Source organism: Flaviaesturariibacter aridisoli (genome assembly GCF_004343705.1).
Lineage (GTDB): Bacteria > Bacteroidota > Bacteroidia > Chitinophagales > Chitinophagaceae > Flavisolibacter > Flavisolibacter aridisoli.
Genome location: NZ_SKFH01000001.1, coordinates 217,461 through 230,462, shown reverse-complemented (window position 1 = coordinate 230,462; position 13,002 = coordinate 217,461). Strand labels below are relative to the sequence as shown.

The 13,002-nt window shown below is 63.0% G+C and carries 11 protein-coding genes; 5 read left to right on the top strand and 6 right to left on the bottom strand.

Annotated features, from left to right (window positions below):
• Positions 1 to 50 precede the first annotated feature (50 nt).
• Positions 51 to 293 carry a hypothetical protein gene (locus E0486_RS01045; protein WP_131850277.1) on the top strand — a complete coding sequence of 81 codons (243 nt, stop codon included), beginning with the start codon at positions 51 to 53 and terminating at the stop codon, positions 291 to 293.
• Between the two features lie 49 nt (positions 294 to 342).
• On the opposite strand, the gene E0486_RS01040 is transcribed toward E0486_RS01045, so the two are convergent.
• The gene (locus tag E0486_RS01040) at positions 343 to 906 is read right to left on the bottom strand and encodes a DsbA family protein (protein WP_131850276.1); all 564 of its coding nucleotides are present in this window, start codon (positions 904 to 906) and stop codon (positions 343 to 345) included.
• 111 nt (positions 907 to 1,017) lie between these two features.
• Positions 1,018 to 1,386, bottom strand: a complete 369-nt coding sequence (locus tag E0486_RS01035; protein WP_131850275.1) for a response regulator — start codon at positions 1,384 to 1,386, stop codon at positions 1,018 to 1,020.
• Between the two features lie 294 nt (positions 1,387 to 1,680).
• Between E0486_RS01035 and E0486_RS01030 the strand changes: the two genes are divergently transcribed.
• Positions 1,681 to 2,511, top strand: coding sequence for a glutamate--tRNA ligase family protein (locus E0486_RS01030; protein WP_131850274.1), 831 nt, complete (start codon positions 1,681 to 1,683; stop codon positions 2,509 to 2,511).
• Here E0486_RS01030 and E0486_RS01025 read toward each other — a convergent pair.
• Both E0486_RS01025 and E0486_RS01020 read right to left on the bottom strand, forming a co-directional pair.
• A complete protein-coding gene (locus tag E0486_RS01025) occupies positions 2,480 to 3,517 on the bottom strand; it encodes a PorP/SprF family type IX secretion system membrane protein (RefSeq protein WP_131850273.1) in 1,038 nt (345 codons plus the stop codon). The two genes, E0486_RS01030 and E0486_RS01025, sit on opposite strands and share 32 nt — an antisense overlap.
• Before the next feature lie 8 nt (positions 3,518 to 3,525).
• Positions 3,526 to 7,692 carry a PKD domain-containing protein gene (locus E0486_RS01020; RefSeq protein ID WP_131850272.1) on the bottom strand — a complete coding sequence of 1,389 codons (4,167 nt, stop codon included), beginning with the start codon at positions 7,690 to 7,692 and terminating at the stop codon, positions 3,526 to 3,528.
• Positions 7,693 to 7,907: 215 nt separating this feature from the next.
• On the opposite strand from E0486_RS01020, the gene E0486_RS01015 reads away from it, so the two are divergent.
• Positions 7,908 to 8,333, top strand: a complete 426-nt coding sequence (locus E0486_RS01015; protein ID WP_131850271.1) for a hypothetical protein — start codon at positions 7,908 to 7,910, stop codon at positions 8,331 to 8,333.
• Between the two features lie 5 nt (positions 8,334 to 8,338).
• Here the strand turns inward: E0486_RS01015 and E0486_RS01010 are convergent, their stop codons facing one another.
• Positions 8,339 to 9,664 carry a DUF2779 domain-containing protein gene (locus E0486_RS01010; protein WP_165917140.1) on the bottom strand — a complete coding sequence of 442 codons (1,326 nt, stop codon included), beginning with the start codon at positions 9,662 to 9,664 and terminating at the stop codon, positions 8,339 to 8,341.
• 106 nt (positions 9,665 to 9,770) lie between these two features.
• Between E0486_RS01010 and E0486_RS01005 the strand changes: the two genes are divergently transcribed.
• Both E0486_RS01005 and E0486_RS01000 read left to right on the top strand, forming a co-directional pair.
• On the top strand, positions 9,771 to 10,838 hold the full coding sequence (locus tag E0486_RS01005) for a M23 family metallopeptidase (RefSeq protein WP_165917139.1): 1,068 nt from the start codon (positions 9,771 to 9,773) through the stop codon (positions 10,836 to 10,838).
• Positions 10,839 to 10,930: 92 nt separating this feature from the next.
• Positions 10,931 to 11,641 carry a hypothetical protein gene (locus tag E0486_RS01000; RefSeq protein WP_131850268.1) on the top strand — a complete coding sequence of 237 codons (711 nt, stop codon included), beginning with the start codon at positions 10,931 to 10,933 and terminating at the stop codon, positions 11,639 to 11,641.
• A gap of 37 nt (positions 11,642 to 11,678) precedes the next feature.
• Here E0486_RS01000 and E0486_RS00995 read toward each other — a convergent pair whose 3' ends face one another.
• Positions 11,679 to 12,920: a DUF2779 domain-containing protein gene (locus E0486_RS00995; RefSeq protein WP_131850267.1), complete on the bottom strand. Its 1,242-nt coding sequence runs from the start codon at positions 12,918 to 12,920 to the stop codon at positions 11,679 to 11,681.
• Between the last annotated feature and the right edge of the window lie 82 nt (positions 12,921 to 13,002).

Here is a 13,002-nt window from a genome sequence, read left to right as displayed (position 1 = left end):
TAATACGGTACCCGGAACCAATTCAATGGGCTAGTTTTGTCGCGAACCGCATGAAGCAGGAATTTACCATTACCATCGAGCAGGTGACCTACCAGGTAAAACGGATCTACCACCCGGAGTTACCCCTTAGTTACCACATTCATTTCAACGACTGGCACCAGCATACCGTATTCCGGATGCGGCCCGACGATAGCGGCAGCTGGGCCATCGTGCCGATGCAGCTGCCCGCCTACGTGTTCCAGGCCGAACCACATCTTCGCGACGCCATCGAGGCCAACGAGAACGGCGCATAAAAAAGCGGCCGTATTTCTACGGCCGCCGTTACAGTCTTTTTATCGATCCCTAGGCCCGCTTTTTCTTTACCGCGGCTCCTTTCGCGGCGAGTGCTTCGTCAATAGCCGCCCGCACGTTGCGCGCGGTCAGCTCGCGGCCCAGCAGTTGCCCGTTGACCAGGAGCGCCGGGATGGACTGCACCCCTTTCTGAATGCCTTCGCGCAGGTCGTCCTGCACATACCAGCCCCAGTCGCCGTTGATCAGCTGGTCGAGAAAGTGCTTATTCTTCACGCCTACCTCCCGGGCATAGCCCTTCAGGCTGATGGTGCCGAGGGTGAGCCGGTGCGCAAACAGCAGCTCGTGCATCTCCCAGAACTTGTCTTCCTGCGCCGCGCCGATCGCCGCTTCGGCGGCTTTGTGCGCCTTCTGGTGGAGGCGGGTCAGCGGGAAATGCCGGTAGCTGTAACGCAACTGGCCGGGATATTCGTCCAGCAACCCGCGCAGCAGGGCATGCGCCGCGCCACTGGGCGCGCTTTCGTAGTCGCCGAACAGCACGAGGTGCACCGGCGCCTTGGCGGTGCCGAGGTACAGGTCGCGGGTCGGTATGACGGGTACTATCTCTTTCTGCTTCATGATGGTATCGAATCTTACTCTGCTCCAATTTTACACCGCCCGGGGCCTCCGGTCGGTCGAAGTAGCTTTAGCGAAATCAGCCTCCGGCCGACGTAGCTTCAGCGAAGTCGGCTAGTTCTCCGAAAACTCCGGTGGCACCGTCCAGTCGCTGCCGGCGTTGTCGAGCACGATAAAGCGTCGGATGCGTGCGTTGCGCTGGCGGCGGAAGTATTCCTGCACATCGGTCTGCACGGTTGCTTCCGGGGCCCCTTCATAGTTAAAGAGCGCTGCCCCGGGTTGCAAGATGGGCAGGATGGCGCGCAGCTTGGCGCTGTGCAGCTCGGGGTCGGTACCGTCCAGAACGATGGCCTCGAAGGGCTGACGCTGGGCGACCTCGATGGCCGATTCATCGGTTTCAGCAAAGACCGGCTCGTAATAGGAAGGCCATCTTTCCAGGGCTTCCCGGTGAGCCGAAACGATCAGGATCTTACGGGTATTCATACCCTGTTCAGAGCAAAGAACATGCTATCCTTTGTTAATACACGGAGCGGCAGGAAACCGGCCAGCCTGGCTGCTAAGACTATGTTAATGCGCCGTTGCGGCAGACCACAACCGCAGGCCGTCACGCGCAAACGCCACCTGCCCCATTGGGAAACCATTAACCCTTTTTAACCTTGCCGCGACTATTCCTACGGTAGCTTCGCGCCATCTCATGTGCATACGATATGCGCACCGGCCCTTGTTTCTACAAGGGCTTTTTTTATCGCCGGAAATGCCGCATTTTCGGTGGTGCCGATGACCTTTACCCGAACCCGCATCGCTCCCACACCCAGCGGCTACCTGCACCGCGGCAACGCGCTGTCGTTCCTGCTCACGGCCCGCCGCGCCCGGGAAGCGGGCGCGCGCCTGCTGCTCCGCATCGACGACATGGACCGCGACCGCCTGCGCCCCGAATACGTTCAGGACGTCTTCGACACCCTCGCCTTCCTGGAGATCCGCCCCGATGAGGGCCCTGCCGATGCTCCTGATTTCGAGGCGCATTGGTCGCAGCGGCACCGCTTGCCCCTGTACGAGGCCGCGCTCCGGCAGCTCCGGGAAAGCGGCCGGCTCTTTGCCTGCACCTGCTCGCGGGCGGCGCTGCTGCAGGCACACCCGGACGGTATTTATACGGGTACCTGCCGGCACAAGGGATTGCCTCTTGACACGCCCGGGGCGGCCTGGCGCCTCCGCACGGATAACGCTGCGCCGCTGCGGGTGCGGCTCCCCGGGGGCGGGTTCCGCATAGCGCCACTTCCGGAAACTCAAACCGATTTCATGGTACGGAAAAAAGACGGCTTCCCCGCCTACCAGCTCTGTTCACTGGTGGATGACGGACACTTTGCAGTCGATTACATTGTGCGGGGTGAAGACCTCTGGGATTCCACGCTGGCGCAACTCTACCTGGCGCGGGTGCTGGGGGACGAAGCTTTTGCGGCCTGCACATTCGAGCACCACCCCCTGCTCCTCGATGCTGCGGGCGGAAAGTTGTCGAAGTCGGCAGGCGCCGCTTCCATCAGGCACTTCCGGGCTGCCGGTGGAACACTGGAGGAGCTGATCAGAAGTACGGGCAGCGGGCTTTATCCGTAGAACTACGGTCCGGGTTGCGGAGGAATCCGCGGTAGGAAACGGTAAGCTCCATCCCGCCCCGCGCCTTGGAGGCGCTTTTCAATTTGCTCAGGTTCATGTCGTAGGTAAGACCGAAGCCGATCTTGTGGTAATCGAGCTTCACCACCGGCACTACGGCGTCGTTGCCGCGGTAAAAGCCGCCGAGGTACAGGCTCACGGGGAGCTCTTCCTCTTGCTGGCCGAGATCCTTGCGCCAGAGCAATCCGCCTTGCGCCTGCCGGCTGCCCCCCTGCATGAAATAGTCGGCATAGACCACCACCCGCTCCGACTCGCTGATGGGCACCGAGAGCCCTGCATTGACCACGAACTTCCGGTTGAGTCGGATGTCGTTGGCGGCACTGAACGCCACCCGCGGTTCGGCGAGGTGAAAGAGCGCCGCGCCGATATAGTAGCGGGTACCCTCCTCCTGGCCGTCGCCGTCGCCGAAGAGGCTGCTGTAGGTAAGGCCCACCGTGAGGTCGCCGTAGTTGACGTTATTCGTAGCGAAGCTTTCGCGCGTGGGATTGGTGGCGCTGTAAGAGCCGCCTACGAACTGGTCAGAAAAGCGGAGCCCCGACGGATCAAAACGCTGCTGCACAAAGCCGCCGAGCACGCCGAGCGTGAGGTAGGCATCCTTCGCGCTGTTGAGCGACTTGTGAAAGGCCAGCATCGGCAGCGCCTGCGTGCGGCTGAGGCGCGAGTCGCCGGCGACGTCGTGCGTAACCTGGCAGCCGATGGTCATATAGTTGTCGCTGTTCTTCGATGCGAGGCGCAGCTCCGAGCCGAGAGCCACGGTTTCATAAGGCGTGGTCACGCTGTTCCATTGACGGCGGAAGGCGCTCGTCAGGCGGAAGTCGCCCTTGAAGGTGCCCGCCAGCGCCGGGTTGCGCAACAAGGGCAACTCGTAAAACTGCGAGAAGTTAATATCCTGCGCCGATGCCGCGCCGGCCAGCAGCAGGGCAAGCCCCGCCAGTACGCCTCTTTTCATACCACACGTTATTTTAGGATCGAGACGTTCCCCTTGAGGGAATACTCGACTTTGTTTTCACAAACTACCTGGGCGGTCCAGGTAAATACATCCGGCGTTGCCGCCACGCCGCGGATCTTGCCGTCCCAGCCCCAGCGCGCGTCGTTCGGGTTGAACTCGGTGCGCTCGAAGAGCAGCTCGCCCCAGCGGTTGAAAACGCGGAAGTATTTCACTTTCGCGATGCCCGTCGCCTGTGGGAAGAGCACGTCGTTAACGCCGTCGCCGTTGGGCGTGAAGGCATTCGCCACAAACACCTGCGCGTCTTTGCAGAAGGCCGCGATCCGCAGCGTGTCGCTCGAGCGGCAGCCGAAATTGTTCACCACTTTCACTACGTAGAAAAGATCGTGATGCACCGATACCGTGGGGTTCGGGCAGGTGCTGCAGCTCAGGTCCTGCGTCGGGAGCCAGGTCCAGCTCACGATGGGGCCATTGGTCACTACGGGCTGCAGTTGCTGCACGGAGCCCGTGGGCAGCGCCAGGTCGGGGCCAACGTCCACACCGGGCGAGGGGTTGACGTGCACCAGCACGTTCACCGTATCGGTAAAGCAATGAACGCTGTCGTAGCCCACCAACTGGTACACCTGTGTGCTGTCGAGCACCACGGTGGGGTTGGACAACGCGGGGTTGCTGAGGCCGGTGGCGGGCGTCCAGCTATAGGTGCTCGCACCCTGTGCGGCAAGCTGTCCGGGCACGCGGCTGCACAGCACGATACCGGCGGCCGTTACCTGGATCGGGTGACGTACGGTAATGACCACCGTGTCGGTGCCGGGGCAACCCACGGCGTCGAGGCCCGTTACATAATAAGTTTGATCGGTGCCGGGAGCAGCCTTCGGGCTGGCGCAGGCAGTGCAGCTCAGGCTGTTGCCGGGGCTCCAGGTATACTGCACCGCACCAGCGCCATTGAGCTGCAGGCTGTCGCCTTCGCAGAGGTCCTGTTGCCGCGGCGTGACGCCGGTGCTCACCAGAGGGTTCGTCACCACGTTCACCGGAACATCGATGCTGTCTTTGCACCCCTTGTCGCTCGTCAGCACCTGGCGCACCGAATAGGGGCCGCCGACGGTATAGACATGTGTCGGGTTGGTTAGCGTGGAGATAGCGCCGTCGCCGAAGTGCCACAGGTAGGTGAAGGTGCCGCCGTGGATCGATGCGTTGCTGGCAAACTGGTAGCTGTTGCCGCGGAGGCATTGCTGTGCGGTGTTGGGCACAAAGGCCGGCACGGGCTTCGGATGCACCGTAACGGGCTTGCTGATGCTGCCGGTGCAACCCTTATCGGTGGTCACTGCCAGGGCGATGGAATAAGGACCATCGGCAGCGAAACTGTATACCGGGTTGGTCTGCGTGGCCGATCCGCCGTCGCTGTAACTCCACTGGTAGGTCATGGTTCCGGTAGAAACCGTTGAACCGTTACTCAGTACAAAGGAGTTTCCGTTGAGGCACTGTGCTGCATTATTGATGGTAAAGGCGGCCGCAGGCATCGGGTGTACCGCCACAGGAAGCCGCAGGCTGTCTTTACAACCTTTATCGCTCACAGTGAGCAGCTGCGCCGTGTAGTTGCCGGCTGTCGAGTAGGTATGCACGAGGCTGTTCTGCGAAGACTGCGTACCGTCGCCGAGATCCCAGCCGATGCTGTAGGTACCCGAGCCGATGGAGCTCGAGGAAGTGAAGATGAACTGGTTGCCCACGAGGCACTGACCCGGGTTGTTGATGCTGAACACGGGGTTCGGCTTCGGGTGTACGGTCACCGGGTGGGTCACGTTTTGGACGCAGCCGTTGGGCGTGCTCACGGTAAGCATAATGCTGTAAGAGCCGGCGCTGCTGAACAATACGGTAGGATTCGCTACCGTTTGGTCCGGCTGCCCGTCCGACATATGAAACACATAGCTCAGGGTGCTGTTGGGCGCCGTGGAGCCGTTGGTCAACGCAAAGGAATTCCCGTTGAGGCACTGCTGCGGGTTGTTGATGCTGAAGGCCGCCGTGGGCAGCGGGTCCACCACCATATCGCGGCGGAGGCTGTCGATGCAGCCCCGGTCGGAGGTCAGCACGAGCGTCACGGGGTATGTGCCGGGCAGGGCGTAGCTGTGGGTCGGGTTGGCATCCGTAGAACTACTGTTGTCGCCAAAGTTCCAGACACCGGTAAAGGTGCCGCCGTTGAGCGTGGAGCCGTTGCTGAATACAAACTGGTTGTTGGTCAGGCACTGCCCCGGAGCGTTGAGTGTAAAGGCCGGCGTCGGTTTCCGGTATACGGTGATGGGCAGGCTGAAGCTGTCCTTGCAACCCGCGCCGGTCGTGGTCACGAGTTTCACGGTGTAGGGTCCGCCCGTCGCATAAATGTGTTCGGGGTTGAGGTCGGTGGACGTCTGCCCGTCGCCGAAGTGCCAGAGGTAGCTGAGCGTGCCCGCCGCCACGGTGCTGCTGTTGGTAAACTGGAAGCGGTCGCCGGCGCAAAGCGCGGTATTGGCGATGGTAAAGCCGGGCACCGGTTTGGGCTGGATCGACACGTCCACGGTGTCTTTCGACGTACAGTTGTTGGCATCGGTCACGGTGAGGATATAGGTGCCGTTGGCCGTACCGTTGTAGATGGTTGACGGGCTCGTGGGCGACAGCAGGTTGGTTGTGGGCGACCAGCTGTAGGTATTCCCCGGCACGGCCACACCCCCTCCCAGGGTAGCGGTGCCCGTTTCGCAGATCACCTTGTCGGGCCCCGCAACGGCGGTGGGGAAGACCGGATTCGCCTCCACGTGGAGCGTATCCGTACAATTACAGGAATTGCAGTCGGTGTTGTTGAACGGCTTTACGATGAGCCAGTAGCCGGTGCCGATGGTGGGCCCGGGGTTGACCGAAAAGTTCTGCGAGCTGGCCAGTTGCTGGGTGAAGTTCTGGTTCCACCACTGGTAGCTCTGGAAGCCCGGGGGGCCTTCGAGCAAGGTCTCGTGCGGCGGAATGCAGTTGTAGGTCAGCTTGGCCGCCGAACCGCATTCCGATACATCCACATAGGCATAGCCAAAGTGCCCGCCGAGGGTGCAGTCGGAGGTGGTGAATTCAAAATAAAGGGTCTTGCCGGCATATTTCGAAAGGTTCACGTACACCGAAGACCAGGGCTTGTAGCGGATCGGCGCGCCCGGGGGCGAAGAGTTGAGCCCCCCGGTGGTGATGGGTGACAACTGGAAGCCGGGTACCAGCGAAGCCACGTAGTTGAAGGAGGCACAGGGCAAAAATTCGCCCGACGCGGAATCGAACAGCTTGGCGGTGAAGCGCGGCTGCTCCCAATCGGCGTGGGGCGTACCCGTAGAATTGGCATCGGGGTTTTCGAGCACCACCGCGTATTGAAAGTGAACGGAATATTCGTTGGCCGGGCTGGGCACATGGATCACGTAGCGGATGCGCTCGGCGCCGTAGCTCACGTTGTCGTTGCCCAGCTTAACCGCGTACTGGCTGCCATCGGGCGGGTTGAGCGGGAAGCGGCCGTAGTAATCCAGCGGGTTGCTGGCGCTGCGGGTAATGATGGTATGACGGCCGTTGATCGGGCTCGACGGTGATACGGTAACGATGTTGTTGGCGCCGTCGTCATCCACAGATCCGGCGAAGCAGCGCCAGTTGGAGAAGTTACCGGCCTCGAAGTCGAGGTTGAGCGGGCACTGCCCGGCGGCCGTGCTGGCGCTGGTTTGGATGCGGGTGGGCAGCTCGGGGTGCGGGGTCAGCACGCGCGTCACCGGCGGTTGGGCGATGGGCGCGCTGTTGCCACGCGGCCCGGGGCCCCAAGCAGCGTCGAAGGTGCGGCGAACCTGCCCGGTTGTATCCACGATCTTCCAGGTGCCGCCGCTGCGGGCGAGCGTGGAAGCTTCAACGAAGTCGGTCAGCTCATCGAAGGCCGGCGGCTGCACCAGCATACCGCGGCTGTTGACGAAGCCCCACTGGGTGCCGATACGCACGAGGGCGAAGCCCCCGGAAAAAGGCTTTACGGCGTCGTAGCGCTGTGCCGAAACAGGTTGCCCGTTGCTGCGGCCGACAAGCTGGAATTTTCCGCCCGCAACGGCAACGGCCCGCACCTGGGGCGCGGGGTAGCGGCTTTGGGCCGGCCCCAGTAAGGGCAACAGGAGCAGTAAGATAAAAGAGGCAAATGAAAAGCGTTGGCTCATGAGCAGCTGGTTTTCTCCCGGGTCGCGGAGTTGTTTTGGGTAATGGGTCAGGTCGTGCGCAGCAGCAGGTAGAACTACGGACGGGCTTTTCAGCAGGGAAGATGTAAATAAAGGTACAAAAGGCCGTCCACCCGGGCAACAAGGAAGGGGTTAAAAATGGGGGACGGCCGCGTTTGGTATGCTTATGGTGTTTCTCCCTGCCTAAAAACCAGGATATGTTCGAACAGGTAGTCAATCTCGTAAAAGAGCACCTCGGGCAGCACCCCGAGGTAGCCCAGCAAATTCCGCAGGGACAGCAGCAGCAGGTAAACGAGGAAGTAGCCAAGCAGATCACCCAAGGCATGGCCGCACAGGCGCCACAGGCCGGCGGCATCGGCGGTGTACTGAGCCAGCTGCAGCAGGCGGCCGGCTCGGGCAGTCCCATTACCGGCGCCATCTCGGGCGGTATCGTCAGTGCCCTCGGCTCCAAGCTCGGCCTGCCCCCTGCCGCCACCGGCGCCATCGCAGGTGCCTTACCCGGCCTGCTCCAGAAGCTGGCCCACAAAGCCAACGATCCCAACGACCCCAGCATCACCCCGGACGGACTTGGCGGTATGCTCGGCGGCCTCGGCGACAAGCTGGGCGGTTTATTCGGGAAATAGCGTCCTCAGGCCAGCTCGCGCAGCCGCTCCAGGATCCGCACCAGGGCGAGGGTATCGAGCGTGCAGTAGTCGAGCAGGTCTTGTCGGGTGCGGGCCACGCGCGCCGGGTCGCGCTCCAGGCGCAGGTGCGCAAAGGTGAGGTGCGCGGCGCCGCCATCGGTGATGGCGAGGCCGTCGTACCCCTGCCCGGGCACCAGCGCGGGCAACACTGCCTTCAGCGAGAAGCGCTCGCCCAGCGCCGGCAGCAGCACATGCTTTTTATGAAACGGTAGCGACAGGTCCACGATCCGGGCCTTGAGCGCCTCGATCGGCGCGCGCCGCGCGGGATGGTCGGCGGCCAGGCCGCTGAGGATCACTTGTTCGGTAGACGTGCCGTAAACCAGCACCGAGCCTTCACTGCCGGCGTCGCGGAGCAGGCTTTCCAGAAACGCGCCCGACGGGTCGGCGGCGCCTTCGGCCAGGAAGGAATAGTGCTCCAGTGGCGCACCCGCCGCCCCGATGCGGTGCAGGGAATATTGAAAGGGTACCTGCCGGAAGGGCCAATGGCCGTCAAATTCGGGCACCGGCGGCTGGTACGCCTCAAAATCCATGAACGATAGCGGGTAGCGCAGGTTCGACAGGAACGCGTTCAATGCGGGGCGGTCTACCAGCGGCGTACTGTCGGGCAGCGCCCCTGTGGGCACAGCCTGTGCGGCGCAGTGTGCCGCAAACCCGCAGGGATGCGGCTTTGCGCAATGCGTGCCCTGCTCCGCCTCCGGCCGCTCCGCTGCTTCCAGCAGTTGGCGGGCCGTATCCACCCTTGTAGCGATGGCCGGCTGTAGTCCGCGCACCGGCTTGGTGACGTGCACGCGCAGAAACAATTGCGCTACATCGAGGGGTCCCTGCCGCACATAGCCTTTGTTGAGGTAGAGGAGCGTGCTGCCCGTAAGCGTCAGGCCGGCGCCGCGGAGCACATAGCTCTGGAGCGCGGCCTCCTGCAGGTGGGCGGGCTTCAGCGAGGCGCGGCACTTCGTTTGGTAGGCGTACCAGCGGTTGCCGCGGCGCACCAGTATTTCTACGGAAGTGAGCAGGCCGTTGAAGCGAAAGGCGGCGTCGTAAAGGATCGGCGCGCCGGCAGCGATCAGTGCCTGGGTAGCGGCCACCGGGTCTTCGGATGCCACCTCTACCCCACCGGGAAAAAGCCCGCGCGCCAGGAGCGCCAGCCCGGCCGCCGGTGCCGTCAGGCGGGGGGCGGCGCTGCCGGGCGCATAGCGCTGCAGCCAGAGGCGTTTTGCGCAGTGGGCACCCAACAGCAGGTAGTGGGCAGGGAGGTCGCGGGGTTCGGAATGCATGCGGGGCCTGCAAGGTAACACCCACATTCGTTAAAAATTGCCAATGGCCGGGCGCTTTCCAGGTAACCGCACCTGCGCGGGGGGCGTCTTACCCCGAAACCGCACTATGACCGCTCTCTTCGCTTTCCTTTTTGCGTTTCTCCCGGGTGCCGACAGCCTGCAGCTGCGCATTGGCCCGGCGCCTGCCTACATCGAGCGCGATGCAAAGCGGCAGGTGCTCAACCTCGACCTGCTGGTGCAAAACCGCTACCCCGACACGCTTACCCTTGTAGCGCTGAAGCTGCGGGTGCGCGACCGCTCCGGGCGCCCGGTGCTCGAGCGCTTCGTAGACGGTAATGGCCTGCACCCCTCCATCCAGACGATCCCGGACCGCGTGGTACCGCCCGGTGCCGACGCGCTTTTCTTTAATCCCTTTCACCAGTTTGAAGCCGGCCTTCCGCTCGATACGCTCGAGTTCGAGTTGCATTTTACGCGTACCGATGGCAGCGAAGTAAGCGTGCGCCAGGGCGTTCATCCTGCCACCGGCCCCGGCACGCCCCTGCTCGATCTACCGGTAGCGGAGCGGCTGCTGGTATACGACGGGCATGACTACTACGCCCACCACCGCCGCTTCCAGGCCGACGACCCGCGGATCCGCGCTTTTGGCCTGAAGGGCAACTTCATGCGTTTTTCGTACGACTTCCTGGTGGTCGATGCGCAGGGCGCCGGCCAGCCTTCGGGCGCGTCGCCCGATTCGATGCGCAGCTGGTTCGGCTTTGGGGTGACGGTGCGGGCGGCGGCCGCCGGCGAGGTCATCGCCGTGAGCGACACCGCGCTGGACGACCGCAGCTTCAATGTGGACGACCTGCACCGCTCGGCGCTGGCGCTGTATGGCAACTACGTGGCTGTGCGGCACCGCGACGGCAGCGTGGCACTCTACGGGCACCTCCGGCAAGGCAGCGCGCGCGTCAGGAAAGGCGACCGTATTTCTACGGGCACGCCCATTGCCGCCGTAGGTGCGTCGGGATCGGCCCTGATGCCGCACCTGCACTTCGAGCTCCGCACCGGCACCGGCCACGAAGCCGAAGGCCTCCCTTCCACCTTCCGCAACTTTCGCCGCCTGCAGGGAAGCCGGGTTATCCGGGAAAAAGAAGGCCTGGTAGACAGCGGCGAGCTCGTGCAGGCGGTGCGCTGAAGCGCATCGGCAGGAGAATGAGGCTACGAACCCTGTTGCTGACTAGCTCAATCCACGAATCCGTGGTTCCTTTGTAGGATAAACCAACGCATATGGACCAGCTACCCGCTTACCTGCCGGCCGTATTTCTACTGATCGTATTTGCCACCGCCTTCGCCCTGGCCCAGGCAGCTTCTTTTCACCGGGCGGTGCTCACCGGCATCGCGGCCTGGCTCACGCTGCAGTTCCTGTTGTCGCTGAACGGGTTTTATGTACGCTTCCAGGCGGTGCCGCCGCGGATGTTGCTGCTGGTGCTGCCACCACTGGTGCTGCTCGTAACGCTTCTGGCTATGAAGCGTGGCCGCCGCTTTCTCGACCGGCTCGATGCCGGCACGCTGACGCTGCTGCACACCGTTCGCCTGCCCGTGGAGCTGGTGCTCTGGGCACTATCGCTGCACCGGGTCATCCCGACCCTGCTTACGTTTGAAGGAAGCAACCTCGATGTGCTGTCCGGGCTGACGGCGCCCGTCCTTTACTATTTTACGTTTGTAAAATCGACCATCGGGCGTTTCGGACTGCTGCTCTGGAACATCCTTTGCCTCGGGCTGCTCGCAAACGTGGTGTACCATGCCTTTCTCTCGGCGCCCACGGTGCTGCAACGCTTCGCCTTCGATCAGCCCGCGGTGGCGATCGGCTATTTTCCATTCACGCTGCTGCCCGGATTTGTTGTACCGATCGTTTTACTGTCGCATGTAGCGATGATCCGGCGCCTCCTGCAGCGGGAAAAAACGCAGGAGCCGACGGCGCTCACCGTATCCCCCTGAGCGCAGTCGAAGATGTCTCTCCGAACCGGGTGGCAGGCTACGCCAGCTGCTCCAGCCGCTCGAGGATCTTCACCATCGCAAGCGTATCCACCGCGCAGTAAGCGGCGAGGTCTTCGCGGATCTGCGCCACCTGCGCTTCGTCTTTCGACTGGCGGAGGCGGTTGTAGGCGAGGTGCGCCTCTTCGCCGTCGGCGATGTTGAGGGCCGTGTAGTTCATATCGGGCACGAGCGCCGGCAGTACGTATTTGAGGGAAAGCTTGTTGCCGTTGGCGGGGATGCGCACCCAGCCGGCTACAAAAGGGGCCTGGATATCGACGAGGCGCTGGCGGAGCGCTTCGAGGGCACCGCTCCATTGCGGGTGATCGCGCTCCAGCTGGTCGAGTATGAGCTGCTCCGAGTCGCGGTTATACACGAGCACGGGGCCTTCGGTGCCCACCGCGTCGAGCAGTGCCTTACCGAAAGCGGCCACCGGCTCGTCGGCGCCTTCTGCGATGAAGTTGATATGCTCCACGGGCGCGCCGGGCGCCTCCTGGCGGTGCACCGAAAACTGGAAGGGCAGCTGCCGGAAGGGCCAGTGACCGTCCCACTCAGGGATGGCCACCTGGTAGGATTCAAAGTCCATAAAAAAGCGCGGGTAGCCGATGGCGCGCACAAAAGCCTGCAACGGTTCCGCATCCACCTGTATTTCTACGGGACCCTCGGTAGCCGGCGGCGGCGCGGAGGCGTAAGAGGAACTTGTTTTCGCCGGCATGCCGCGGGCGGCGCGCTCGCGGCCTTTGGCGGCCATGCGCTTCAGCATCTGCATGCGGCCACGCACTTCGGCGGGCCCGAAACGGATGCGGCGCAGGCGCTCCTCGGCAAACAGGCCTTCGGGGTCGAGGCCGCCGCGGCGGATGTACTGGCTGTTGAGCAGTAATAATACGGTCTCGTCGAGCGGGTAACCGGCGTCGGCCCAGAGCTGCCCCATGAGTACAGCGTCGAGGAAATGCTTTTCCTTGGGCCGCGTGCTCGGACGGAGCAGGAGGCCCACCCACTTGCCGCGTCGTTGCACCAGCACGTCGAGCACGGCCAGCATGCCCTCCTGCGCTACACAGGCATCGTAAAGGATCGTATGTCCTTCTTTCAACAGGCGGACGGTTTCCCGGGCCGCGGCAAGGTCTCCCTCTTCGTGCGACACGGTCATGCCGCCGGGGTAGCGCTGGTGGGCGAGCGCCCGGAGAAAGCTGTCGGCGGGGGTAATGAGCGGCGTGAGCGGCTGGGTCGTTTGCTGTTTGGCCATGACGGACAAAAGTAAGGGGGAATGGCGGCAACCACGCCCCCACTGCCTTACAGCCGCGTGAAGCGTGCGCTTCGCTTCGGAA

Bases quoted from the DNA above. Each gene is read 5' to 3' on its own strand.
- E0486_RS01025 (WP_131850273.1), bottom strand. From the start codon at position 3,517: ATGAAAAGAGGCGTACTGGCGGGGCTTGCCCTGCTGCTGGCCGGCGCG.
- E0486_RS00995 (WP_131850267.1), bottom strand. From the start codon at position 12,920: ATGGCCAAACAGCAAACGACCCAGCCGCTCACGCCGCTCATTACCCCC.
- E0486_RS01035 (WP_131850275.1), bottom strand. From the start codon at position 1,386: ATGAATACCCGTAAGATCCTGATCGTTTCGGCTCACCGGGAAGCCCTG.
- E0486_RS01030 (WP_131850274.1), top strand. From the start codon at position 1,681: ATGACCTTTACCCGAACCCGCATCGCTCCCACACCCAGCGGCTACCTG.
- E0486_RS01045 (WP_131850277.1), top strand. From the start codon at position 51: ATGAAGCAGGAATTTACCATTACCATCGAGCAGGTGACCTACCAGGTA.
- E0486_RS01010 (WP_165917140.1), bottom strand. From the start codon at position 9,664: ATGCATTCCGAACCCCGCGACCTCCCTGCCCACTACCTGCTGTTGGGT.
- E0486_RS01005 (WP_165917139.1), top strand. From the start codon at position 9,771: ATGACCGCTCTCTTCGCTTTCCTTTTTGCGTTTCTCCCGGGTGCCGAC.
- E0486_RS01040 (WP_131850276.1), bottom strand. From the start codon at position 906: ATGAAGCAGAAAGAGATAGTACCCGTCATACCGACCCGCGACCTGTAC.
- E0486_RS01015 (WP_131850271.1), top strand. From the start codon at position 7,908: ATGTTCGAACAGGTAGTCAATCTCGTAAAAGAGCACCTCGGGCAGCAC.
- E0486_RS01000 (WP_131850268.1), top strand. From the start codon at position 10,931: ATGGACCAGCTACCCGCTTACCTGCCGGCCGTATTTCTACTGATCGTA.
- E0486_RS01020 (WP_131850272.1), bottom strand. From the start codon at position 7,692: ATGAGCCAACGCTTTTCATTTGCCTCTTTTATCTTACTGCTCCTGTTG.